Source organism: Chromobacterium sp. CCUG 76385, from assembly GCF_059916625.1.
On record NZ_JAUCGU010000004.1, the window covers coordinates 147,825 to 173,855 of the forward strand.

The following is a 26,031-nucleotide window of genomic DNA, read 5'->3' on the forward strand; positions in this document are numbered from 1 at the left end:
TTATGGAAATACAATTTCGTCCCCCATGCCTCACCAATGCCTTGCCAAGCCATATGACTGCTCAGTTGGCATCTTGAAAGTCAAGTTTTATTACTCTATAAATACAGAACCCCACCACATAGGGAGTCATGATGAAACGCTATATTTTATATTTTTCACTATGCGCACTATTTATTGGCTCCCATGCCATGGCGGATCAAATCATCATTCACACCTATGAATTTCCTAATGAGACAGACCGCCTAGCAAATGGTCAAATAGGAGGTATTGCCGGAAAAATCATTACCGCTGCGCTCAACGCACAACATATTAGTTTCCAACTCATCTGGCAGCCATGGCTGCGCGCACAGGCGGAAATCAAATCCGGCAATGACGACAATTCCTTCATCATTCCTTTAACCCGAAATGGCGAGCGTGAAAATCAGTATGTATGGGTAAGCAAGCTATACGACTCGAATATCGCTTTCCTCACCCTCCCAGGGAAAATCAAACTTGATAGTATTGCGGGAGTTGGCAAGTACAAAGTAGGCGTGTTAGCCGGAACAGGCTATGAAGCCACCCTGCAGCGCAATGGCTTGAGTGGTGAACAAATAGATAGAAATACTGATGAGACACGCAATGCAAGAAAATTGCTGCTAGGCAGAATAGATGCATGGTATACGGGGGTGATTGGCGGCATGCACTTGCTGCAGAAGGAAGGCTACGATGTGAGAAAACTGCAAATCGGCCGCTCAATTGATACAGAGGCAGATTACATCGCCACTTCAAAGAGAACGCCGCAGGTTCTCGTTGAAGAAGTTCGCAATGCAATTGAAAAATATAAAAAGATTCCTGATTATGAAAAGTTGATTAAATCCTATCTCTCCAATTAAATTAAACCAGTTCTTAAAATTAAAATCCCCCGCTAAAGATGTAGCTTTGTACTTTTATCTTCAGCGGAGGATTACTACATTTAGTTAATATCTACTAGGCTCAATTTAACATTAAACTATCAATTTTCCATCTCCTTGCACCGCCATGCTCCACGCAGCCTGTACGGCCTGGCTTGAAGCACGATCGATATTGCTGATGAAACCGGCTTGACCCGCCTCAGGCGCAAAGCCGCTCATGGCCTGCACCAAGGCATCGACTGCCTGATGGCTGAGGGCGGTATAAGAACGCAGGCTGTTTTTCTGGATGTCTCCCAACTCCAAGACAATTTGCGCTCGCTTGTTGGAAAAATATCCGTTGAATGTCGCTGCGCCTATCTGCTCGAAACGGTCCTGATCACTGGCTTCCGCTGTTTCATCGCACCGATTCAGTAAAATCTGCAAATCATCTCCGTTACGCCGGAACCAGATATCCTGCTGATCAATATCATCCAGTACGATATAGTCATCCTGCTCGACATCCAGCACTTCGCAATCAATCACCGCTTCCGACAACACAAAGCTATTCACGCCTTCTCCGCCTGAAAAGCGGTTTTGATAGCCGCCCAACACCAGCACATCGTCACCGGCGCCAGCGGAAAATTCACTGAACTTGGAAGCGCTGTCAGCGATAAGGTGGTCGCCCTCATCCGCGCCCGTCACTAGCGCGTGATACCCCATGAGCTTGATCTGGTTTCGGCCATGGTCGGCTTGCAGGCGATTATGATTGCCAAACACCACGGCATAGTCATTGCCCTGGCCCAGGCTGATCTGGTTATGGTTGCCGATGGCGACGACGAAGTCCTGCCCCGCGCCGCCATCCATGCTGTTGTAGTTGCCGGAAACCACCAGATAATCCTGGCCGGCGCCGCCGTCGATCACGCCTCCCTCGCCAAAAACATAGGCTTGATCGTTGCCGTCTCCCAAGTATGCGTGATTGATTCGGCCAGCCAACACCGCGACATCGTCACCTTCGCCGCCAAACATCATGTTCTCTCGCCCCATCAGCACACCGGTGTCTGAGCCGGCGCCTCCAGAAAAGACATTGGATGTGCCGGTGGCGTAAAAGACGTCATCGCCGCGTCCGCCCCAGAAGTTGTTGTTCTCTCCCAAATAGGCGCCCAGATCTTTGCCATCCCCGCCCCAATTGAAGTTGTAATTCCCCAAGGAAACATGCATATCGCCGTCGCCTTGCAGATGACCGCTATTACGCAGGAAGTCAAAAGTCTGCTCTTGCATATTCAGTAGATCTGCGCTCAGGTTTTGCTTGAGATTGCTGAGCAGTTGCTCCATCTCGCTCTGCTTGTCTTGGCTGAACAAGGTGGCGAACAGGTTGGGCAGATGCAATGCATTCAGGCCAAACGCCTCATGGTCTGTCTCCGCCGCCGCTAAAGCGTCCGCTGGCGGCGACGCATGGTCAGTTTCGTCAGGCGCCGCGGCTTGCAAACCATGGCTTCTGGCAAAAGAGCGGAGCGCGTCTTTGCCCAAGTCCGCTCCCGCCCCCAATGCATCCAGCCAACGGGCAGGGTCGGTGAAGCTCGCCAGTTGCTCGCCGCCGAAGTCGGCAATGACTGACAGCATTTCACGGAGCATGGCAGGCGCGTCTATGGCTTCGCCGGATCTGGACACCAAACCACCTTGCGCGGTGTAATCCACGCCAAAAATATCACCCAAGGTTGTGTCGCTGCCCACTCCGGCCAAACGACCCATTAGGCGGTTTTGCAGCTGTCTTGGCAGGTCAGTCGGCGTGAAGGTAAAGGTGGTTTTAGCCATGCCGGTGGCGGTGAATTGCTGGGTCAGCAGTCCAAATAGAGAACCCAGATTGGTATCCAGAATGGACTGGATATTATCGCCAAAGACAAAATTCCAGTTAGCGGTAGTGATCTGAATATCCGCTCCCTGGCCGCCAACGGCAAAATTGAAGGCCAATTTTTCATTCATTTGGCGCAGCTTGTCCGCCCGGCTCAATTGGCCTCCACCCTGTTGTCCTTGGCTGGATTGCCATTGATTGAACTTTTTGTTCAATGTGGCTTCGATATCGCTCTTCAACCCGCGGCTGCTGCGCTGATGCTGGCTGTCCAAGTCAGCCAGGCTGGCATAGTCTACGCTGCTGGTTTGATCCAGCCCTGCCGTATCGGCCAGATATTTTTCCACGCCCGCCAGGGTCCACTGCGCCCATTGCGCGCTTAGCCATTGGCTCTGGTCGCGGTTTCCGGCAATCGTTTGCAGCACGCCGGCGATACGCGCGGCATCATCAAACGGATTCACCAGCGGCGGCATGGGAATGGACTTGTCCGCCATTACGATCAGATCATTGCTGCGCCCCAGATTAAAGCTGACGTTGCGGTTGCCTATAAACAACTGCGCCCCTTCCAGCGCGCGGTAGCCAGCGATGTCCACGCTATGCTGGCTGTCTCCATCTCCGATGTGAATCATCACGTTGTTATCGCCGAAAACCAGCGACTTCATGCCGCCGGTGCCTACCTTGATTCCCAAATTGGAGGTACCCCAATTAATCTTAGTGAACTCGCCATTGCCAAGGTGGACGTTGATATTGCCGGAATAGCTCAACTGCCGGCTATCCGAGCTGGCATCTCCCTCTTGATGTGTGGCAACCCGTTTTTTCGGCGCCTGGAAAACGTCTTGATTGTCGGCTATGGCACCGCTCGCCGATGCGCGACGCGATTGTCCTACCCTTGCCAGGTTGATATCGCCCTCGGCGATGCCGCTGCGGATCGATTCGCGCCGCACTTGCAGCTGCAGGTCCTCTCCACGGCTGAACACCACTTTGCGCTCCGCCTCTTTACGCCGCCAATCTCCCTGCTCTGAGCGGGTATGCTTGCGGCCTTGCGCATCCACCGCCACCTCGCTGCTGCGCGCCGAAACGCTGGCGACTGCCCCACGGCGTTCCATGGCCTCGAAAAAGCCGCGCGCATATCCGTCCTGCCTGGACGAGCCAACCAGGGAACAGCCCACCAAGCTGACATGCTCGGCTTGGGTTTCAATGCCATGCGCACGCGCAATGTCGTGACTCACATGCAGCAGGCGCGCAGCCAGAGAATCGGCGTCGTAGCCGCTCAAACGGCTGTTGCCATCCGCCCCATCCTCACGGCCATGCCCCACCACCTGCAAGCGCAGCTTGCCGCTCAAACTGGACAGTTCGCCATGCACTACCCGGTATTGGCCATCGGCGCCCACTTGCACCAACACGCTCTTGCCCGGATGCTTGCCGGCCAATCGCGCCGCCGCCCTGGCCGCCACGGGGTCATTCTCCATCTGGAAAATCAGCTGGCCATCAAAGCGGCTTGCTGTCTCGCCGCGGGTTTGCGAGGTGACTTGCTCGGTTCGCCATTGTGCCAGTTCAGTTGAAATATCCAGTCGAGACGACTCAACCCTTTCATGCGTGCCCCCTAGCCCTTGAATGTTCAGGCTGTCAGCACTCGCGCCCTCCGCAGAGTCTTGCGACGGCCGCCGCACCATTCTCACTTGCCCGTTTTCGCCATCCGGCACAAAGCGGGGATGATCTTCACCCGGCTGCCAAGTCACTTTCAAGTGCGCGCCCATGCGCCGGTAAGCGCCTTGCAATTGATCAACGTCATGGACAATCGGCTGCCATACGCCTCTATCGCACAAGGCCAATGGGAAGGATGGATTGGCCACGGCGCCCACCAGCGGCACGCCTTGTTCATGCGCGCCCATATGGGCCGGGTAGCTAACTTGAGGGCCATGCTGCACGGTATGGTGTGAACCGCGGCGCAAGGGCCGGCTCTCGTCTTTAGCCGCCACCGCGGCATTCAGCATGTCGCGGATGAAGCGCTCTGTCTGGCTGCTGCTGGGCACGGAGTGCGCGCGGCCGCTAAAACTGACCATGTCATGCAGGTCGTAGTCGCCGGTATACATCTTTTGCTGCCACTGCGGGCTTTCGCGCAGCAGCGCTGTGCTGCTGCGTACGGACGCAAAATCACTGATGTCAACCGGGAAATAATAATGATCGGCATCGACGCGCAGAACCCGTTGCCCCACGGCTCGCTCCGCCTCATCTGCGGAGTCGCGCTGAGCATACAGCTCCGGCGTCACATAAAAACCGAGCAGCGCTTTGGTTTCCGGATCCCAGTGCCCAACCAGCCCCGCCAGCCCCAGCTCCTGCAGCCAGACCAGCTTTTGCGCCCCCTCCGCGCCATAAGCGCTGCTCAAGGAGCTGCCCTTGACCGTTTTTTCAAGGATGTCGTGCCCCTTGGCCGCCGCGCCATCCGCCAGGCGTTCCAGCGTCAGCGCGCCGGCTTCGCGCGCGCTGACCGCGAAGTTACCCAGATTGGATGCCACACTGAATGCCAATAAATGCTGCTTGGACACAAACTGGGATGTGATCCGGCCAAAGCGACCGTCCGGCAAATCCACGTCACGGAACACGTAGTCGCACAAGGGCTTGAGCTCCGGATTCTTACGCAGCAGAAAACGCTCCAGGTCTGCATCGGGCTGTTGCATCAACCGATCAATAAACTCAACCCGTCCGCTTGAAGCGCCCGATGGCCTGGGGCGCGTCCGCTCGGCATGTGTGGTCTCGGTCGAAGGCGCAAGCGCATCGCTATCGACGGTATCGACCACGCGGCCCGTCGCTCGCCGCACATCATCCGCAAAGCTGGCCAACTCTCCACTATCGGCTCGCCAAGTCTTGCCCGGCTCCGCATCAACCAAGGCATTGAGGCGCGCGAGAGCCGCAGTGGAATCCGCGCGAGCCCAGGCCAGCGCGGCAGTGGTCAATTCGCTGTCGCCGCTACGCGCAGTCTCTCGCGCCAATTGATACAGACGTACGGCCAGTTGAGGGCTCTCCTTCGCGACTGCCAGCAAATCCTCTCGCCGCGACAGCATGTCGCCTGCAAACAACTTTTCTTCCAATTGGGCGCGTAGCCGGCCCAAAGCCGGATTGCGCCCGGACGTGGGATGCTCCGCCAGATAACGGCTAAGCCGCTGATGCAAGGCCAGGCCTTCAGCCAGTTGCGTGTCGCCACCGACCGTGGGTAGCCGTTCCAGACCGTCCAGAATCGCTCGATAGGATGGGCCAATGCGCTTGGCGAATACCGAAGCCTCCTGTTGCAATGCTTGGCGCGTGATCAGGCCATCCAATGGCGTCTTCTCCACTTCCTCAGCAGATTCTTGCCGCTCACTCCTGAGGCCGCTCGTCGCCCCCAAACTCTCCAATTCTTCAGTATCCGGAACACGATTAGGCTTTGAGGTGTCACCGTGCTCACGCTGTTCGAAGTGCTTGTTGAGCGAAGCAACCAGTTCAGCACGCTGCTGAGCCGTTTTAGCAGAAAACACCATGTATTCAAAAATTGCGCGGCTGAGCGCCCGGGCCTCCTCCGTACCTGACATTTCACCAAGCATCCCTGGCAGATAAGCTTCTGGATGCCATTGCAAGCCCATGACCGGCACTCCATAGCGCGACTCAAAGGCTTCAACCGTCAAAGTATTGGGATCCTCCGCCGAGATACTCAACCATCGTGATGGTGTTCCGGTGCCATCCCTTAGTTTCCGTCCTTCTGGAGTATCATCATAAGTAGGGACCGCCCAATGAGTAGAGTTAATACCCGTGATCTTTGAATCACCTCCTTCCTGAGTCTCCATTAACTGGCTTATAACCTTACCATCCATAAGCCTTAGTTCGTGTTCCAATTGCCACGTTTCCGCTGGATTGCTCGCCTTGTGTTGATCCCGGCTGCTGCTGCGCCGCAATGTCCGAACCTCGCCGCCATAAAGTTCAAGCAATCGCCAAGAACCCGCACAGACAGCTATGATCGGAATACCACGCGCTCTTGCTATTTCCAATAGACGTAACTCATAGGTGCTACGACTTTGATGTTCGCCATTGATGCGCTCGTATTTAGCGACTTGTGTCTCGTACTGGGCCAGCTGTCGCTGGTATTGAGCTAATTGCTTTTGATATTGTGCTAGTTGAGATTTGTATGCATTCTGCTGTTTCTTGCTTGCTAACGGCTCTGGAGCAATTGGTTCCTTAGGCATACTTGGTGGCTCTGGGCGCACTGGACGATTTAGGTTCAACTCTTCCTGGTGTGAAGGCGAAGACGGTGATGAAGAGCCAACTTGAATATCACTTGCAGTTGGCGCACCGGGAATATATAACAAGTTAATATTATCCAGATCGGTCCAAGCAGCATCACGCGAGGGCGTCACGGGACCCCTAGCACCAACAGGCAAAGTAACTGGCACTATTTTGAAAGGGAAAAGAGGATCGCCATTTTTATTCTTTAGCTGGTTCAGCGATTCAATCGCTTTCAAATCATGTTCTATATGCGCTTTGCCATTGCCATCGGTACGGAAGCTGACACCTATTCTCAATTCCTTTATGGCTTGAGAACCTGGTTCCATTTGATCCCGTATTGTGGATACCTGCCTCTGCAGTACCTGATCGGCCGGCACGTCTCCTGCATCTCCATCCTTGCCTAAACCTTCAAGATCTCCAGCGACGCCCCCCTCATCCCGCGAAGCAGGGGCCTGCCGAACCGGTTGAGCCTTTCCGAGGTAAGAGCGTGACCTAGCTCTCAAGCCTGCATTGATCTGCAAGCGATTGACCGCGGCTCTGGCATCAGCCAACCCACCCAACTCTGGCGCAATCTGGCCGGGGTTTTCGGTGCCGCCCGCCTCGCCATCGAATTCATCCACCTCGCCGGCCTCGGTCGTTTCATCCCGCTCCGCCGCATCAGCGCGCTGGGGCTCGACCACTGCGGCGCTGCGAACCACGCGCTCCGGCTTGGCATCGCCTTGTTGTTGCACACTCTTGGCATCGGAAGCCGCTTGACTCACTTTTTGACGACTTTCTTCCGCTGATTGCGCACCGCGATGGCGGGCCTGCTCCACATCTTGGTTAGCCTGCTCTTGCCTGGCCTGCGCTTGTTGCTGCCTGCTCTGCGCCTGTGACGCCTGCGCCTCGCCCTGAGCAGCCGCAGCCTGTGTCTGATCCTGGCCGAGCAATCGGGCCTCCTCGCTTCGCCGACGCCCTCTCTCGCTTTTCTGCAAGGCTGCTTGGCGCTCTGCTTGCTGCCTCTGATGCTGCTGGTCTACGCTGTTCAGTGCATCGGATGCCGCCGTCTGCGCCCTCGCCAACTGCTCCTGGACATCCTTCGGCAGCTCGCCAGCAAAACGATCCCGCCAAGCGTGGCCAGAACCACCTTCCTGTCTTTGTGCGGCAAACGATTCCAGTCCGCGCGTCAACTGGCCCAAGCGTGATGTCACCGCTTCGGCCTCTTCACTCAAGACATCCCGCAGCCAATCACCATTACGCGATAATTGCTGTTCATCGCTTGCTTCCAGTTGCCTCAGGCTGCCTTCGATATCCGCCAACTGACGTTCTTTTTCTTGTTCAAGGCGCTGCTGGTCACGCTCTGCTGCGGCTTGGTCCTGACTCGCCTGCGCTCCCGCGCTCGGCACGTTGAGATCCGGCATCGACTCGGCATAGGCGGCGACATTATCGATCACATACCCCAGGCTGTTCTCAGGCCCCGTACCGCTAAAGGAGATGCGATTGCGTCCCGTCACGGCGGCAAGTTGTAATTGCTTGTGTTGCCACTCGGCGGCATCGCCTTGACTGCTGAAAACCAGGACATTGTTCCAGCGTACTTCGATACCGTGCTCCAGGCCAGCATGCAGACGGCGAGCAAAGTCAAAATCCAATGTAATGGTCTGCCCGCTACGCAGGCCATCCAGATCCTGATAAATCGTAGTATTGCGGTCAGTGGACAGTTCGCTGGAGAATTGGCCATATTTAGCTTCAGCCGAAAGCCCGTATACACCGGCGCCCAGCCAAGCCTCGATGCCATGAGTGGATTGCCAGCCATGGCCCTCTTGTTCGAAATCGCCGTTGACGATCAGATTAGTTTGCTCAGCGCCTTGCTCGTCTATCGATAAGCGGCTGGCGTGCTGTGCCTCGTCCACATCCTGCGGCCGTGAAACCTGGCCACGCAGGTCACTGGCCAAGCTTGAATCGGTCTGGCCAATCTCATCCAAACGAAAACCTTGCAACTGCTGGACTTCCGTCAGCTCTACGCCAAGGCTTTCCTCTTCGGCTCCGGTCCGGCTCTGCCGTCCCGGCAACCGGAATCCTCCCCGTCCCTGGCGAGATACACCCGAAGTTTCGCCCTCGTCTCCCTGCACCAGATAATTGATGGCCTGACTGGCCCCCGCACCCAACAAGGTTTGTTTGATATTGCCAAACAACTCCGCCAACTTATTGCTAGCCGTATTGCTGCTGGCTACCGCGAGAGAATAGAAGTCGCCATTGCCGACTTTGACCACAACGTTATTCCGCGCATAAGCGGCGCTGATCATCAGGCCGTCGCCAATCTGGATGTTGGCATTACCCTTTCCCTTCATCACCGCCACATTGAGGCCGTCGCCCCATTGGGTATTCAGGTTGTAGTCGCCCCAGGCGACATTGACGCTGGCGCCGCTTCCCACTTTGATGTTGCTGTTGAGCTTGCCGTAAACGGCGGTGACGCTCAGCCCATCTCCTACAGTCGTGACAACATTCGCTTCGCCTTTAGCTGCCGTAACCTGAATACCATCGCCCACCTTGGTCACCAGGTTGGCACGCCCCAGCAAGGCCTGGTAGCCATCGCCCTGCCCCACCTGGGTGATGATATTAGCCTCGCCTTTCGCCAATGTGACCTGACGTCCAGCACCCACCTTGGTCACCACGTTGGCGCGCCCCCAGGCGCCTACATAATCGTCACCATCGCCAATATGGGTCACCACATTGGCCTCACCCTGCACGATGCTGAGCTGGCCACCCTGGCCTATCTTACTCAATACATTGGCTCGCCCCTTGGCCGCTCGAACACCCAAACCATCGCCTACATGGGTCAATACATTCAGCTCGCCCCAGGCTGCGACAATTTGATCGCCAGCTCCCACCTTGGTCATCAGGTTGGCTTTGCCTTTGGCAAAGCCAATTTGCAGGCCGTCTCCTACTTGGGTCAGCACATTGCCCACGTCGGAAACCAACAGCCCCACGGTGGCGCCATTCCCTACCTTGGTCAGCACATTGCCCTTGCCCAACAACAAAGCAGCAGTAACGCCGTTGCCTACATGGGTCACCACATTGGCTTCAGCCTTGGCCAATACCCCAAGCAATCCATCACCCACCTTGGTAACGATATTGGCTTTGCCCAATGCCAAAACCCCGGTAATGCCGCTGCCTACATGGGTCATGACATTGGCTTTTCCGAACGCCGCAGCCAGCGTCGCGCCATCGCCAACTTTCGTCATCAGGTTGAAATCGCCTGCAAACAAGCCAAGGCTGATGCCATGCCCCACTTGCGTGAAAACATTGGCCTTGCCCGCCATCAGCGCGGCAGTCAAACCATCGCCGACCTTGGTCAAGACATTGGCTTTGCCTATCATTGCGGCAAACGTTTCGCCATGGCCAATCTGGCTGAACACATTAGCGCCGCCAATCATGGCGGCCAATGTCATGCCATCCCCAACCTTGGTGGCCACATTGCCCTTTGCCAGCATCAGCGCTACGGTCAGGCCATTGCCGACATGAGTAAAGATATTGCCCTTGGCTATCATCAAAGCCAGCGCTTTTCCATCGCCTACTTTGGTGAAAACATTGAGCACACCGCCCATCAATGCCCAGGCATCGCCCTGTCCAATATGGGTGAATACATTGCCAGCCCCAACCATCGCGGCAATCGAAGTACCACCGCCCACCTTGGTAAAGATATTGCCCGCTGCGGCCATCACGCCTAGCGTGCGACCATCGCCAACATGACTTAGCACATTGCCCCAAGCCAGCATGACGGCGCTCAGATCACCGTCGCCCACCTTAGTCAGCACATTAGCCGCCCCAAGCATGATCGCCTGGGTTTCACCCTGTCCTATATGGGTCAACACATTGAGCTGGCCACCCAACATCGCCTGTAGCTTCCCATCACCATGTTTAGTCAAAACATTAGCGCCACCCAAAGCAACTACACGGGTATCCGCCTCTCCATTCCCCAGGTGAATATGGCTAACGACATTAGCGCCGCCCAGCAGGCCAGCAGCTAAATCACCGCCGCCCAAAACAGAAAGCACATTGCCGCCGCCTGCCATTACGGCATCTACGGCTCCCGATCCCACTTTGGTAAATACATTTAAGCCGCCGGCAGCCATCCAACGCCCACGTCCGCTGCCGATATGAGTATGGCTATTAAATCCACCCAGCATCAATACCTGGCCATCGCCATTACCATGATGAACAGAGATATTTCCATACGCCAGCAGACGCGCAAGATAACTACCATCACCACGCCTGATCAATACATTCGCTGCGCCTGCCGCATACACATCCATGCGTCCTTGTGCGCCTAGATGCAGCAACACATTTGCCAGACCCGCGCCACGAAATACCAGATCCCCCAATTGGCCCTTCTTGATAACCACATTGGCCGCACCCGCCCCACTGAAATGAATGTCCCCTTGCGTCACATCCGACTCAATCAGATTTCCCCCGCCGGCACCTTCAAAAATAATATTGCCTTCAGTATTTCCTACCCTCCGCGGACGCTCTGCGAAATCATTTACAGAATAGTTTTGCACTTGCGACAAACTTCCCGATAGGGCGGTCACGGTGTTGATCCGATAATGAAGGTCGCTGATTTCATACTCACCTTGATTCAGCGCACTGTATCCATTTGATTCACCAATAATTTCTTCAGCAATAGAAGCAATATGATTTCCCGTCTTTCTCCAAGCGCTCGTTCGGTATCTAACCTCACCGGTTACAGCATCATTAACAAGCTCCAGCTTAACTACCTTAGTATAATTACTTTCATATCTTGCAAAGATATAACAACTGGGCTGAGCAGCCGATCTCACCGCATCAACAGTCACACCACCATCTACATAGCCACCTCCTACACTTCCTATTTTTGCGGAAACAATCTCGATACTATTTACAGCCTGTTTTAGCCCTCCACCATAACTTATCCATTGATCCTTTTTAACCTCACTCTCTACCGCCCGGACTTGCACAGCCTTCTGATGTTCATAAGTAAGGCCTGTCAGCTTATACGCCCACCCGACCCCATTTCTTTTCGTTGGTGTAAATCCAGTTTGCTCTCCAATATGCATATCACTGAGTTGATTGAGATGATCTCCAGTTCGATACCACGATGTAGAAAAGTACCGCAGCTTGCCGCTATCAGGATCGTTCAACAACTCAATCTGATTGACCTTGGTAAAACCATGTTCGTAAATAGCAAAAATATAAGTATTTAAGTTAACCGTTGATTTAATGGCCGAAACTTGCCTTTCCTGATCACCCCATTTACCACTAATCAAACGAATAGACTCAGCACCCACAGAGTCTAATGGATTACCAGCATCTGCCCCCCTACGGGTAATATGATTAAATCCCCCCACTCCCTGAAAGTGAATATTTCCATTGGCCACATCCGATACAATTCGATTGTACCCCCCAGCTCCTGAAAAATGGATATCACCGCGCGTGCGATGGAAATCATCCTCCTCATAACAAAGCCGAAATAGCTCATTCCATCCGCCCACGCCTCTGAAATCGATATCGCCCTCTCGCCCCTGACGCAGAACGCGGTTATATGCTCCTGCACCATGCAGATTAACCCTGCCGGACTCTACACTTGAGGTAATGATATTGGCAGCACCTGCACCAGTAAAAAATATGTCTCCACTAGATCCTTGATAGCGCTGAAACCATCGGCGCTCTAGCTGATTTGCAGCTCCTGCTCCATTGAATCGTAAATCACCATTATCAGTATGATGGCTGATTTGGTTATACCCGCCTGCTCCTGAGAAAAAGACATTACCTGAAAAACCCCGCCTTGCTAGCCAATTAGCCAATGCAGCGCCTTGATAATTAATATCTCCACTATGCCCAAAGTGCAGTATCGATACAGCACCACTCAATCCACTGAAATCTATATTGCCTGACTGCGTTTTTTCAATTGCAACGTAACCTGCAGCACCTCGTACCGTCAACGCACCACTATCATCAAACACCTTCAAATATGCAGCACCGGCATTTACGATATCATCGCCAGTCCCTGTATAAACGGTTGCACCTATTGATCCCACTGTAATCTGATCATTACCGCCATAAGCGTGAATGACGCCACCGAACCCTATCGCATTAATCGTATTATCATCATCGTCAGCAACATAATTACCCGTGAAAAAATATTCAACACTTCTCCAGACGCTCTTACCCATAAACTACCTTCCTATTCTTCTTTCAAATTGAAAACCATTGTACTTTTCGTGCACATGCACCCAGATCTGGATGAATAGTGCCTCGCACAGTACAGACTCGCTGGCCTTTTTTTGAAGAAAATACTCTTTGACGTAAATCACGTACCACAGCACGAGCATGACCAAATGGGGCAATCATCTCTGGTATAAAGATAAAATCGCCTGATTGCCAATCAGTCTCTATTAAATCCCTAGATCCTGACAGCAAAATCTTTCTCACCTGAATAGAAACAAAAGCCCAGTTGCAAAAAGCAACTGGGCGTCCTTGATCGTCTTCATAGTAGCAAAATTGGTCTAAATCAAATGCCGGGATGATTCTATGCTGCCACTCCGCCACTGAGTACCTTCGGTGCAGCGGGGAATATTGACTTAACAACATTACCCCACCCAACATGGCCTGTTTTTGCGATTGATTCAGCTTACCTGCCTGATAAATCGTTGCCACAATTTAATCATTTACTCCTATCATTTTTTGGCGGTTATTTTTTTTCACACAAGGTCAGCGAATACAGGCACACCCTCAGTATCTGGCGTTGCGTTTATCATGCCCGTCGAAATCATTTTCTTTATTTCCTCTTCCATTCTAGGGTCTTCCAGCATACTTTTGACAATCGCTACCATATACATGAAGCCGGCTGCAGGCATATGAACTATTTGCTTCAAAACAAGTTGGGCGACATCCTCCTTCTCTTTTCCATATGCGAGCTTATCATGATCATGCCCAACAAAATGAAGGGAAAAGACACCTCTGTTATAGTTAACGCTTGCAACTGTTTGTACAAACTTCTCATCCATAATAATTGCTCCACATTGATAGATAATAAGGAAATTGCGAATTAAATATTTAACTCACATGAAAATTTTCTCACATACTTATCAAAATCATAAATTAATTATCATTCTTACTTCTTAAAAAACCTTACCGATACAACCTTACGCGCTCTTACTCTACAATATTAATACCTATCAAAATTCAATATCTTCCAAGATGCGTTTTCATTCTTAATACAATCGCAGCCCATTGAAAGGAAAGCTCAAAATCACAGCATCTAAATTATCTACCACACTCCAGCAGTTTAATTCGGCATGCAAATATGACTTAACATTGATTTTAAAACACACTACTGTATAGATGATTGCTGCAGGGTTAATAATAGCTCGCCAAAAAATATGTAATCAACTTCTTTGGATTCAAATAAAAAAACCCCGCATAGCGGGGTTTTTCCTGTACAGCCCTGCAAACAGGGCTAAGTCAAGAAAAGCTTACTGCGTCTTCAGACCAAAGGAATCAGCAGTCGCCTGGGCGGTTTTCGCTTCTTCTTCCAGCAGGGCCTTGATGGACAGGCGGATGCGGCCGCGGTCGTCCATTTCGATGGCCTTGACCTTCACCACTTGGCCTTCCTTCAGGTGGTCGGACACATTCTTGATGCGCTCGTTGGCGATCTGCGAGATGTGAACCAGACCATCCTTGCCCGGCAGGATGGAGACGATGGCGCCGACGTTGTTGTCGAGGATCTTGACCACGGTGCCTTCGTACACCTTGCCCACTTCCACTTCAACGGTGATCTCTTCGATGCGCTTCTTGGCCGCTTCCGCGCCCTCGTTGCTGACCGAAGCGATGGTGATGGTGCCGTCTTCCTCGATATTGATCTCGCAACCGGTGTCCTTGGTGATGGCGCGGATGGTTTCGCCGCCCTTGCCGATCACTTCGCGGATTTTCTCCGGGTTGATCTTCATCACGTACAGACGCGGCGCGTGGGCGGACAGCTCTTGCGGGCCGTCCACGGCTTCCTTCATCAGGCCCAGGATGTGCAGACGGCCTTCCTTGGCCTGATCCAGCGCAACCTGCATGATTTCCTTGGTGATGCCCTGGATCTTGATGTCCATCTGCAGCGCGGTGATGCCTTCGGCGGTGCCCGCTACCTTGAAGTCCATGTCGCCCAGGTGATCTTCATCGCCCAGGATGTCGGTCAGCACGGCGAAGCGGTTGCCTTCCAGGATCAGGCCCATGGCGATACCGGCCACGTGCGCCTTCAGCGGCACGCCGGCGGACAGCAGCGACAGGCAGCCGCCACAGACGGAAGCCATCGACGAGGAGCCGTTGGATTCGGTGATTTCCGACACGACGCGCATGGAGTAGCCGAACTCGGTTTCCGGCGGCAGCACGGCGACCAGCGCGCGCTTGGCCAGACGGCCGTGGCCGATTTCGCGACGCTTCGGCGGGCCCATGCGGCCGGCTTCACCGGTGGAGTACGGCGGGAAGTTGTAGTGCAGCATGAAGCGTTCGGTGTATTCGCCGGCCAGCGCGTCGATGATCTGCTCGTCCTGCTTGGTGCCCAGCGTGGCCACAACCAGCGCCTGGGTTTCGCCGCGGGTGAACAGGGCGGAACCGTGGGTGCGCGGCAGCAGGTTGTTGCGGATGCTGATCGGGCGCACGGTGCGGGTGTCGCGGCCGTCGATGCGCGGCTCGCCGGCCAAGATCTGGCCGCGTACGATTTCCGCTTCCAGGCTCTTGAAGATGCCCTTGATTTCGTTGGCCTTCAGCGTGTCGGTGTCTTCGTTGATCAGCGCGGCCTTGACGGCATCCCAGGCTTCGTTGATGGCGACGGTGCGGGCTTGCTTCTGACGCAGACGGAAGGCTTCGGCCAGCTTGTCGCCGGCGATGCCGCGGATCTGAGCGATCAGCGCTTCGTCCTTGGCCGGAGCGGCCCAGTCGAACATGACCGGATTGACTTCGTCGGCCAGCTCGTTGATGGCCTTGATCGCGGCTTGCATTTGCTCGTGGCCGAACACCACGCCGCCCAGCATCACGGCTTCGGACAGTTCCTTGGCTTCGGACTCCACCATCAGCACGGCGCGTTGGGTACCGGCCACCACCAGGTCCATCTGCGAAGTTTGCAGCTCGGACTTGGTCGGGTTCAGCACGTATTCGCCATTGATGTAACCGACGCGGGCGGCGCCGATCGGGCCGGCGAACGGCAGACCAGAAATGGCCAGAGCGGCCGAAGCGCCGATCATCGCCGGGATGTCGGAATCCACTTCCGGATTCAGCGACAGCACGGTGGCGACGATCTGCACGTCATGATAGAAGCCTTCCGGGAACAGCGGACGGATCGGGCGATCGATCAGGCGGCTGGTCAGCACTTCCTTCTCGGACTGCTTGCCTTCGCGCTTGAAGAAGCCGCCCGGGATCTTGCCGGCGGCGTAGGTGCGCTCCAGGTAGTCCACGGTCAGCGGGAAGAAATCTTGGCCCGGCTTGACGGACTTGCCGCCCACCACGTTGACCATCACAACGGTGTCGTCAACGGTGACGACGACGGAACCGGACGCCTGGCGGGCGATTTCACCGGTTTCCAGGGTGACGGTTTGACGGCCGAACTGGAAGGTTTTGGTGATCTTATTGAACACGAGGGTTTCCCTTTATCTTGGTTCGATTGTAAAAATCGCGAGCCGGAAAAAAACAACGGGAACCCCTAAAAATTCGGACCTGCGGCTAGATCTGAATTTGTAGAGGCTCCCCCCGTTGTCACGACAATTAGAACTCGCGAAGCTGTCGGTGTGAAAAAGTCGCAGCAAGCTGCGACTTTTTCAGAACCGGATACCGATTACTTGCGCAGGCCCAGGCGGGCGATCAGCGCGCGGTAAGCATCAGCGTCAGTGCCCTTCAGGTAGTCCAGCAGACGGCGGCGACGGCTAACCAGCTTCAGCAGGCCACGACGGCTGTGGTGGTCCTTGGTGTTGGCTTTGAAGTGCGGGGTCAGGTCGTTGATGCGTGCGGTCAGCAGGGCAACCTGCACTTCGGACGAACCAGTGTCGCCTTCAGCGCGTTGGAAACTTTTAACGATTTCTGCTTTTTGAGCGGCGGTCATTGCCATTTGGATTACTCCAGTTTCAGTAGGGGGTTTGAAAACCCGACAAGTGCGGCGAGCCGGAAAACCCAACCCATTCCACACTCCGGTAAGCGACGGATCAGGCCTGGGCCTGGTTCGCCAGGAGCCGGATCGGATGCAAGCGGCCATCGCCGCGAGCCTCGCCCAGCCCCACGAATTTCCGCGTCACCTGATGGTAAACCCGGAAACGCTGCATTTTCTCACACTTTTGTTCAAAACGCACGGGTTGGCCGTGCATAAACTTGCCGATCTCGCCATCGGGCAGCTCGACCTGTGGAAAGTGCGCAACCAGCACGTCGGCCGGCAACAGCTTCGCCTCGCGCGCCGGCATGTCCAGCTGCTCCAGATCCGCCAAAAGATGCGACTGGTCCAGCGTGAAACCGCCGGTCGCGGTGCGGCGCAGCGCGGTCAAATGCGCGCCGCAACCGAGCGCCTCGCCGATATCGCAACCCAAGGTGCGGATATAGGTGCCCTTGGTGCACAGCACGTCGATCTCGGCCGATACGCCGTCGAACGACAACAGCTCCAGCTTGCGGATGGTGACCTGGCGCGCCTCGCGCGGCACCTCGATGCCGGCGCGGGCATATTCGTACAGCGGTTTGCCCTGGTGCTTCAGCGCGGAATACATCGGCGGCACCTGGCTGATTTCGCCGCGGAAGCGTTCCAGCACGGCCTCCAGCTGCTCGCGGCTGAAGTTCGCCGGGCGCTCGGACACCACCTCGCCCTCCACGTCGCCGGTGGTCGTCACCACGCCGAACTTGACCGTCGCGCGGTAGCCTTTGTCGGCATCCAGCAGGTAGGACGAAAACTTGGTGGCCTCGCCCAGGCACACCGGCAGCAGGCCGGTGGCCAGCGGGTCCAGCACGCCGGTGTGGCCGGCCTTGGCGGCGTTCAGCAGCCAGCGCGCCTTCTGCAGCGCGTTGTTGCTGGAGATGTCGTAGGGCTTGTCGATCAGCAGCACGCCATCGATGTGGCGGCGGTTGCTGCGCGGCTTGCTCATTCGGCCTTGCCCTCGCCCGGCTCGCCGTCGGCGACATCGCCGAACTTCTCCGCGTCTTCGCGCGCCACCTGGTTGATCAGGCTGGTCAGGTGCATGCCGCGCTCGACCGAGTCGTCATAGACGAAGTGCAGCTGCGGAATGCTGAAAATCTTGATCGCGCGGCCCAGCTCGTTGCGCAGGTAGCCGGCGGAGCTGTCCAGCGCCTCCTGAGTCGCTTCGCGGGTGGACTCCACCATCACCGTGTAATACACCTTGGCGTGCGAGTAGTCGCGGGTCACCTCCACCTGGGTGATGGTGATCCAGCCGGCGCGCGGATCCTTCAGTCCCTTGCGGGTCAGCTCGGCCAGCTCGCGCTGGATTTGCTCGGCGATGCGGTCCGAGCGGGAAAAACCTTTTTTGGCTTTGGCCATGATGATTCCAATCGTTACCTTGCGATTCACAGAACCGCTTTAGCCACGAAAACCACGGAAAACACGAAACACAATCACGAGACCGATGCTCAAAACCGTGCGCAAGCGCGTTCACTCCAAGCCAGTCTTGTCATTGCTGCCCTCGGGCTGGTTTGTTCGTGTTTTTCGTGGGTTTCGTGGCGCAAACATGAAAAAGGCGAGCGCCCGCCGACCTTTCGGTCAGACCGGCGCCCGCCCTTGGCGTCTCAATTACAGAGAGCGCGCAACTTCGACGATTTCGAACGCTTCCAATTGGTCGCCTTCCTGGATGTCGTTGAAGTTCTTCAGCATCAGGCCGCATTCGTAGCCTTGCTTGACTTCCTTCACGTCGTCCTTGAAGCGCTTCAGCGATTCCAGTTCGCCGGTGTGCACCACCACATGGTTGCGGATCAGACGGACCGAAGCGGAACGCTTGATCATGCCGTCGGTCACCATGCAACCCGCGATATTGCCCACCTTGGAAACCGAGATCACCTGGCGGATTTCGACCGTACCCAGGATCTGTTCCTTCTTCTCCGGCGCCAGCATGCCGGACAGCGCGGCCTTCACCTCGTCCACCGCATCATAGATGATGTTGTAGTAACGGATGTCGACGCCCTCGTTCTCCGCCAGCTTGCGCGCGGCGGAATCGGCGCGGGTGTTGAAGCCGATGATGATGGCCTTGGAGGCGATCGCCAGGTTGACGTCGGATTCGCTGATGCCGCCCACGCCGGAGTGCAGGATGGCCACGCGAACTTCTTCGGTGGACAGCTTCTGCAGGCTGCCGGCCAGCGCTTCGTACGAACCTTGCACGTCCGCCTTGATGATGATGGACAGGGTTTGCACCTCGCCTTCGGACATCTGGGCGAACATATTCTCCAGCTTGGCGGCCTGCTGCTTGGCCAGACGCACGTCGCGGAACTTGCCGGCTCGGAACAGGGCGATTTCACGCGCCTTCTTCTCGTCGGCCAGCGCCATGGCGTCTTCGCCGGCCAGCGGCACGTCGGACAGGCCCAGGATTTCCACCGGGATGGCCGGACCGGCCGATTCGATGGCCTTGCCGTTTTCGTCCATCATGGCGCGGACGCGGCCGAATGCCGTGCCAGCCAGAACCACATCGCCCTTGCGCAGCGTGCCGGACTGAACCAGCAGGGTGGCAACCGGACCACGGCCCTTGTCGAGGCGAGCCTCGACGATGATGCCCTTGGCCAGGGTTTCCACCGGCGCCTTCAACTCAAGCACTTCGGCCTGCAGCAGGATGGCTTCCAGCAGCGCGTCGATGTTCAGGCCCATCTTGGCCGACACCTCGACGAACTGGGTATCGCCGCCCCAGTCTTCCGGCACCACTTCATGCGATACCAGTTCCTGGCGGATGCGCTCGGGGTTGGCGCCTTGCTTGTCGATCTTGTTGACCGCCACCACCATCGGCACCTTGGCCGCCTTGGCGTGGTGAATCGCTTCGATCGTCTGCGGCATCACGCCGTCGTCGGCCGCCACCACCAGCACCACGATGTCCGTAGCCTTGGCGCCGCGGGCACGCATCGCGGTAAACGCTTCGTGACCCGGGGTATCGAGGAAGGTGATCATGCCGCGCGGGGTTTCCACGTGGTAAGCGCCTATGTGCTGGGTAATGCCGCCGGCTTCGCCCGCCGCCACTTTGGCGCGGCGGATGTAGTCCAGCAGCGAGGTCTTGCCGTGGTCCACGTGGCCCATCACGGTCACCACCGGGGAGCGCGGCTTTTCCACCACTTCGACGGTCTCGCCGCCGGTCACTTCCAGGTAGGCTTCCGGATCGTCCGCCTGAGCGGCCTTACCGATGTGGCCCATTTCTTCCACCACGATCAACGCGGTTTCCTGATCCAGCACCTGGTTGATGGTGACCATCATACCCATCTTCATCAGGGTCTTGATCACTTCAACCGCCTTCACGGCCATCCGGTGGGCCAGTTCGGCCACGGTGATGGTTTCCGGCACCAGAACCTCATGCACGATGGGTTCGGTCGGCGCCTGGAAGGCGTGCTGATTGTTCTGCTTGTTCTTGCCTTTGCCGCCGCGCGACTTCCAGTCGTTGCCGGCATCGCCGCCTTTGGTCTTCAGACCGCGGCCGCCCTTCTTGCCTTCATCCCAGCGATCGCCGCCCTTCTTGTTGCCGCCGCCCTTCTTGGCATCCGGGCGACCGGCAACCGTCGCCGGCACAGTCGGGGCGCCAGGCGCGCCGGCCACGCCAGGACGCGGGCCGCGGTTATCGCCAGCCGGGCGCGGACCACGGTTGTCGCCAGCCGGACGCGGGCCGCGATCGCCGGCGCCTGCCGGACGCGGACCACGATCACCGGCGCCAGCTGGGCGCGGGCCACGATCGCCAGCGCCTGCCGGGCGCGGACCGCGATCACCGGCACCTGCCGGGCGCGGGCCACGGTTGTCGCGGTTATCGTTGCCGCGCGGACCGCGGTTGTCGCCAGCCGGGGCCGGACGACGCTCGTCGCGGCGCTCTTCGCGCGGCGGCTCGACGACCGGAGCGGGCGCCGGAGCCGGTTGCGAAGCCGCCAGCTTGGCAGCCTGGCGACGTTCCTCGCGCTCGATCTTTTCGCGCATCAGCGCTTCCTGACGGGCGCGGAACGCGGCCTGACGCTTCTCTTCGGCTTCACGCGCGGCGATTTCTTCCGGCGACAGGATGGAGGCGACAGTGCGCGGAGCCGGCGCGGCGGCCGGCTTCGGCTCGGGCTTAGGTTCCGGCTTGGCTTCCACCTTGGGCTCGGGCTTCGGCTCAGGCTTGACTTCCGGCTTCGCCTCAACCTTGGGCTCCGGCTTCGGCTCGGGCTTGGCTTCCGCAGGCTTGGCGGCCGGAGCGGGAGCCGGTTCGGCCGGCTTCGGCGCTTCGGCGCGCGGGGCTTCTTCCGGACGCGCCACCACGCGCTTCTTGCGGGTTTCCACAGTCACGGTGCCGCCGTCGGCTTTTTTCACCTCGGAGGTGGACTTGCGGGTCAGCGTAATGCCGCCGTCCTCGCGCGCGCCATGCGCACGCTTCAGATAGTCCAGGAGCTGGGACTTGTCTTGCGCCGACAGGGTGTCTTCCGGCGAGCGCTTGCTCACGCCGGCCGCCTTCAGCTGTTCCAGCAGGCGTTCCGGCGAGAGATTCATCTCACTGGCAAATTGTTTTACATTCGTCAAAACCATTCGTCTTCCCAAATTCCGTAAATACTTCCCGAGAAAGCCTTACTGGTTGAACCAGTGTTCGCGCGCCTTCATGATGATTGCGCGTGCAGCTTCCGCTTCCATGCCGGTCATGTCCACCAGATCGTCAACAGCCAAGTCGGCCAGATCGTCGCGGGTGTTCACGCCGCCTGCGGCCAGCTTGCGAACCAGCTCGGCATCCAGGCCTTCCATGTCCTTCAGGTCATCCGATACGTTTTCGACCTGCTCTTCGGACGCAATGGCCTGAGTCAGGAGCGCATCACGGGCGCGGCTGCGCAGCTCGCCCACCAGCTCCTCGTTGAAGCCTTCGATTTCCAGCATTTCTTCCAGCGGCACATAGGCCACTTCTTCCAGCGCGGCAAAGCCTTCGTTCACCAGCTTGGCTGCGATGTCTTCTTCCACGCCCAGCGCGCTGACGAACAGCTGGCGCAGCGCGGCGTCCTCGGCCTGATGCTTCTCTTCGGCCTCGGTCACGGTCATGATGTTCAGGTACCAGCCGGTCAGCTCCGCAGCGAGCTTGACGTTCTGGCCGCTACGGCCGATGGCCAGCGCCAGTTGGTCTTCCTCAACGATCACGTCCATGCTGTGATTGTCTTCGTCCACCATGATGCGGCTGACTTCAGCCGGCGACAGCGCGTTGATAACGAACTGAGCCGGTTCCGGCGCCCACAGCACGATATCCACGCGCTCGCCCGCCAGTTCCTGCGTCACCGCCTGAACGCGGGAACCGCGCATGCCGATGCAGGTGCCTTGCGGATCGATGCGGGCGTCGTTGGCCTTGACCGCGATCTTGGCGCGCATGCCGGCATCGCGCACCGCGGCACGGATTTCCAGCATGCCCTCGTCGATCTCCGGCACTTCCAGCTCAAACAGCTTGACCAGGAAGTCCGGCGAAGTGCGGGACAGGATCAGTTGCGGGCCGCGGCCTTGGCGGTCGATGCGCAGCAGGTAGGCCTTGACGCGGTCGCCCACGCGCAGGTTTTCCTTCGGAATCATCTGATCGCGCGGCAGCACGGCTTCGAGCTTGCCGCATTCGACGATGGCATTGCCGCGTTCGATGCGCTTGATGGTGCCGATCACCAGGTGCTCGCGGCGCTGCAGGAATTCGTTCAGCAGCTGTTCGCGCTCGGCGTCGCGGATGCGCTGCAGGATGACCTGCTTGGCGGTCTGCGCGCCGATGCGGCCGAATTCCACCGCTTCCATCGGTTCTTCAATATAGGCGCCCAGTTCGACGCGCGGATCACGCTCGCGAGCATCGACCAGGCCGATTTCCTTGCTTTCGGATTCCAGCAGCTCATCTTCCACCACCAGCCAGCGGCGGAAGGTCTGGTACTGACCGGTGTGGCGATCGATCTCGACGCGCACATCCATTTCGTCATCGGTAAACTTTTTCTTGGTTGCCGAGGCAAGCGCCATCTCAAGGGCGGAAAACACCACATCCTTGCTGACATTCTTTTCGCTCGCCAGGGCATCCACCAGCAACAAAATCTCGCGACTCATGCATTCCTCTCCGAATTTTGTCCTTTAGCGCGGGCTATCGCCGTCCAGGCATCAAAACTCAGGCTCGAGACGAGCCTTGTCGATGTTGGCGAACGGAATCACCACGATGCGGCCATCCACATCCAGCTTCACGGAGCCGTCTTCGACCCCGGCAAGACGACCGGTAAATTTCTTCTGCTGCTCGATCGGCATCCGCGTCTTGATCTTGGCGAGCTGACCGGCGAAACGGACGAAATCGGCTTCCTTCTTCAAAGGACGATCCAGGCCCGGCGAAGATACTTCCAGTCGCTCGTAGTCCACGTTCTCGACCATGAACAGTCGAGTCAGGTGATTGCTCACCAACACGCAGTCTTCCACGGTGATGCCACCGGGCTTGTCGAGAAATACGCGAAAACCGCCACCCGGGGTCATTTCAAAATCGACCAACTCGTAGCCGAAACCCTGCAGGGTGTTTTCCAGCAGCAAACGAACATCCATTGCTTTTTCCACAAATAAAAAATGGGCGAAACGCCCATCCCTAACCGCTGCGATTGTAACCTATTTCCGCAAAAAAGAAAACCTAAGCGCCCGGCCGCGTTCTTTGTCCGCCGGCGGCCATTTTCCGCCGAAAAGCGCGCGCCGCAAACACCCGCCGCTCAGGTCGTTCGCTGCCAGGGCATTTTGGCCGCGCGCCGGCAAAAACCAGCCATGCGGACTCGGGAGCCGCCATGCCTTGAGGGCGGGCACAACCCGCACATGCTTCATCGCCCCCCAAACCGCGCCGCGCCGAACATGATCGCAAACCGCCGATAAGCCCGACCGGCGCCCCGCCCCGGCCTGGCTCCATGCCAGACAATTTTTGCGAGAGCTTTTCAGTTACGGTACATTACCGCGAATCAAACATCAGTTTGAGCCCAGCGGCCAGCGTCACAGGCCGCGAAGACAACGATTAAAAAAACAGCGACTCGCTAAAACCGGATCGCCGCCGGCGCGCGCTGGCGCGATGCTCGCTAAAACCCGCACGACGGAGAAACCCGGATTTATGGATAAGGTGTGGCTTAAAAACTACCAGGCTGGGGTTGCCCACGAGATCGATATCAATCAGTTCCAGTCGGTCATCGAGGTGTTCGACCGCAGCGTCAAGAAGTTCGGCGACCGCCCGGCGATGGCCTGCATGGACAAGGTGCTCAGCTATTCGGAACTGGACGCCCTCAGCGGCCAGTTCGCCTCCTTCCTGCAGCACAAGCTCGGCGTGAAGAAGGGCGATCGCGTGGCGATCATGATGCCCAATCTGCTGCAATATCCCATTTCCGTCTTCGGCACCATGCGCGCCGGCGGGGTGGTGGTCAACGTCAATCCGCTGTACACCCCGCGCGAGCTGGAGCACCAGCTGAAAGACGCCGGCGCCGAAACCATCGTCATCCTGGAAAACTTCGCCAACGTGCTGGAGCAGGTGCTGCCGCGCACCCAGATCAAGAACGTGGTGATCGCCACCATCGGCGACATGTTCGGCTTCCCCAAGCGCCAGCTGGCCAATTTCGTGGTGCGCAAGGTCAAGAAGATGGTGCCGCCATGGCATATCGCCGGCCACATCGGCTTCAACGACGCGCTGGCTGCCGGCCGCGCCAAGCCGTATGACAAGGTGCAGCTGACGCACGACGATATCGCCTTCCTGCAGTACACCGGCGGCACCACCGGCGTGGCCAAGGGCGCAGAGCTGCTGCACAAGAACATCGTCGCCAATATGCTGCAAGCCAGCGCCTGGGTCTCCACCCTGGTGCGCGAAGGCCAGGAAGTCATCGTCACCGCGCTGCCGCTGTACCATATCTTCTCGCTGACCGCGAACCTGATGGTGTTCACCGAGCTGGGCGCGCTGAACGTGCTGATCCCGAACCCGCGCGACATCCCGGGCTTCATCAAGGAATTGCGCAAGTACCCGATCACCTGCATCACCGGCGTCAACACGCTGTTCAACGCGCTGCTCAACAATCCGGAATTCGCCAAGCTCGACTTCTCCACCTGGCGGCTGACGCTGGGCGGCGGCATGGCGGTGCAAAAAGCGGTGGCCGACAAATGGAAGACTGTCACCGGCGTCACCCTGGCCGAGGCCTACGGCCTGACCGAAACCAGCCCGGCCGCCTGCATCAACCCGATGGACCTGCAGGCCTACAACGGCACCATCGGCCTGCCTGTGCCGTCGACGGAAATCGAAATCCGCGACGCCGAAGGCAAACCTGTGCCGCAGGGCGAACAGGGCGAGCTTTGCATCCGCGGTCCGCAAGTGATGCGCGGCTACTGGAAGCGCCCGGACGAAACCGCCAAGGTGCTGGGGCCGGACGGCTTCCTCGCCACCGGCGACATGGCGATGATCACGCCGGAAGGCTTCGTCAAACTGGTGGACCGCAAGAAGGACATGATTCTGGTGTCCGGCTTCAATGTCTACCCGAACGAGATCGAAGACGTGGTGGCCGGACATCCGGGGGTGCTGGAAGTGGCCTGCATCGGCGTGCCGGACGAAAAATCCGGCGAAGTGGTCAAGGTGTTCGTAGTGAAGAAGGACCCGGCGCTGACCGAAAAGGACATCATCCACTACTGCCGCGAGAACCTGACCGGCTACAAAGTGCCCAAGCTGGTGGAATTCCGCCAGGAACTGCCGAAAACCAACGTCGGCAAGATTCTGCGCCGCGCCTTGCGCGATCAGGAAACCGCCAAACAAGCCTGATCCCACCCGGCAGCATACGCAAGCCGCCCTTCCCGGGCGGCTTTTTGTTTGGCTATGTCCCAATTGTAAGTTGGTAACTACACTGAAGTAAGCCTCTCACCAGGAGCGTGATGATGGATACCCA

At 57.2% G+C, this 26,031-nt stretch carries 12 protein-coding genes; 2 read left to right on the forward strand and 10 right to left on the reverse strand.

What is annotated here, in order from left to right; genetic code table 11:
• Window positions 1-128 precede the first annotated feature (128 nt).
• Window positions 129-872: a substrate-binding periplasmic protein gene (locus QUG01_RS05265; protein WP_500829205.1), complete on the forward strand. Its 744-nt coding sequence runs from the start codon at window positions 129-131 to the stop codon at window positions 870-872.
• Between the two features lie 111 nt (window positions 873-983).
• Here QUG01_RS05265 and rtxA read toward each other — a convergent pair whose 3' ends face one another.
• From rtxA to rimP, 10 genes are all read right to left on the reverse strand, one after another.
• Window positions 984-13,157 carry an MARTX multifunctional-autoprocessing repeats-in-toxin holotoxin RtxA gene (gene rtxA, locus QUG01_RS05270; protein WP_500829206.1) on the reverse strand — a complete coding sequence of 4,058 codons (12,174 nt, stop codon included), beginning with the start codon at window positions 13,155-13,157 and terminating at the stop codon, window positions 984-986.
• Between the two features lie 22 nt (window positions 13,158-13,179).
• The gene (locus QUG01_RS05275; protein WP_500829207.1) at window positions 13,180-13,641 is read right to left on the reverse strand and encodes a toxin-activating lysine-acyltransferase; all 462 of its coding nucleotides are present in this window, start codon (window positions 13,639-13,641) and stop codon (window positions 13,180-13,182) included.
• A 44-nt stretch (window positions 13,642-13,685) separates the two neighbouring features.
• Complete coding sequence (locus tag QUG01_RS05280) at window positions 13,686-13,991, reverse strand: hypothetical protein (RefSeq protein ID WP_500829208.1); 306 nt, start codon at window positions 13,989-13,991, stop codon at window positions 13,686-13,688.
• Between the two features lie 468 nt (window positions 13,992-14,459).
• Window positions 14,460-16,604: a polyribonucleotide nucleotidyltransferase gene (gene pnp, locus QUG01_RS05285; protein WP_500829209.1), complete on the reverse strand. Its 2,145-nt coding sequence runs from the start codon at window positions 16,602-16,604 to the stop codon at window positions 14,460-14,462.
• Between the two features lie 197 nt (window positions 16,605-16,801).
• The gene (gene rpsO, locus QUG01_RS05290; protein WP_043625892.1) at window positions 16,802-17,071 is read right to left on the reverse strand and encodes a 30S ribosomal protein S15; all 270 of its coding nucleotides are present in this window, start codon (window positions 17,069-17,071) and stop codon (window positions 16,802-16,804) included.
• 94 nt (window positions 17,072-17,165) lie between these two features.
• Window positions 17,166-18,086, reverse strand: coding sequence for a tRNA pseudouridine(55) synthase TruB (gene truB, locus QUG01_RS05295; RefSeq protein ID WP_500829210.1), 921 nt, complete (start codon window positions 18,084-18,086; stop codon window positions 17,166-17,168).
• Window positions 18,083-18,496, reverse strand: a complete 414-nt coding sequence (rbfA, locus tag QUG01_RS05300; RefSeq protein WP_500829211.1) for a 30S ribosome-binding factor RbfA — start codon at window positions 18,494-18,496, stop codon at window positions 18,083-18,085. The genes truB and rbfA overlap by 4 nt, the downstream gene beginning before the upstream one ends.
• Before the next feature lie 249 nt (window positions 18,497-18,745).
• Window positions 18,746-21,688 (reverse strand): translation initiation factor IF-2, encoded by a 2,943-nt coding sequence (gene infB / locus QUG01_RS05305; RefSeq protein WP_500829212.1) that lies wholly within the window; start codon window positions 21,686-21,688, stop codon window positions 18,746-18,748.
• Between the two features lie 39 nt (window positions 21,689-21,727).
• Window positions 21,728-23,206, reverse strand: a complete 1,479-nt coding sequence (nusA, locus tag QUG01_RS05310) for a transcription termination factor NusA (RefSeq protein WP_500829213.1) — start codon at window positions 23,204-23,206, stop codon at window positions 21,728-21,730.
• Window positions 23,207-23,257: 51 nt separating this feature from the next.
• Window positions 23,258-23,683 (reverse strand): ribosome maturation factor RimP, encoded by a 426-nt coding sequence (gene rimP, locus QUG01_RS05315; RefSeq protein WP_043625877.1) that lies wholly within the window; start codon window positions 23,681-23,683, stop codon window positions 23,258-23,260.
• Between the two features lie 544 nt (window positions 23,684-24,227).
• On the opposite strand from rimP, the gene QUG01_RS05320 reads away from it, so the two are divergent.
• Window positions 24,228-25,907: a long-chain-fatty-acid--CoA ligase gene (locus QUG01_RS05320; RefSeq protein ID WP_500829214.1), complete on the forward strand. Its 1,680-nt coding sequence runs from the start codon at window positions 24,228-24,230 to the stop codon at window positions 25,905-25,907.
• Window positions 25,908-26,031: the final 124 nt, after the last annotated feature.

Coding starts and splice junctions, on each gene's coding strand:
- truB (WP_500829210.1), bottom strand. CDS start 18,086: ATGAGCAAGCCGCGCAGCAACCGCCGCCACATCGATGGCGTGCTGCTG.
- QUG01_RS05320 (WP_500829214.1), top strand. CDS start 24,228: ATGGATAAGGTGTGGCTTAAAAACTACCAGGCTGGGGTTGCCCACGAG.
- QUG01_RS05265 (WP_500829205.1), top strand. CDS start 129: ATGATGAAACGCTATATTTTATATTTTTCACTATGCGCACTATTTATT.
- rtxA (WP_500829206.1), bottom strand. CDS start 13,157: ATGGGTAAGAGCGTCTGGAGAAGTGTTGAATATTTTTTCACGGGTAAT.
- rimP (WP_043625877.1), bottom strand. CDS start 23,683: ATGGATGTTCGTTTGCTGCTGGAAAACACCCTGCAGGGTTTCGGCTAC.
- nusA (WP_500829213.1), bottom strand. CDS start 23,206: ATGAGTCGCGAGATTTTGTTGCTGGTGGATGCCCTGGCGAGCGAAAAG.
- QUG01_RS05280 (WP_500829208.1), bottom strand. CDS start 13,991: ATGGATGAGAAGTTTGTACAAACAGTTGCAAGCGTTAACTATAACAGA.
- rbfA (WP_500829211.1), bottom strand. CDS start 18,496: ATGGCCAAAGCCAAAAAAGGTTTTTCCCGCTCGGACCGCATCGCCGAG.
- infB (WP_500829212.1), bottom strand. CDS start 21,688: ATGGTTTTGACGAATGTAAAACAATTTGCCAGTGAGATGAATCTCTCG.
- rpsO (WP_043625892.1), bottom strand. CDS start 17,071: ATGGCAATGACCGCCGCTCAAAAAGCAGAAATCGTTAAAAGTTTCCAA.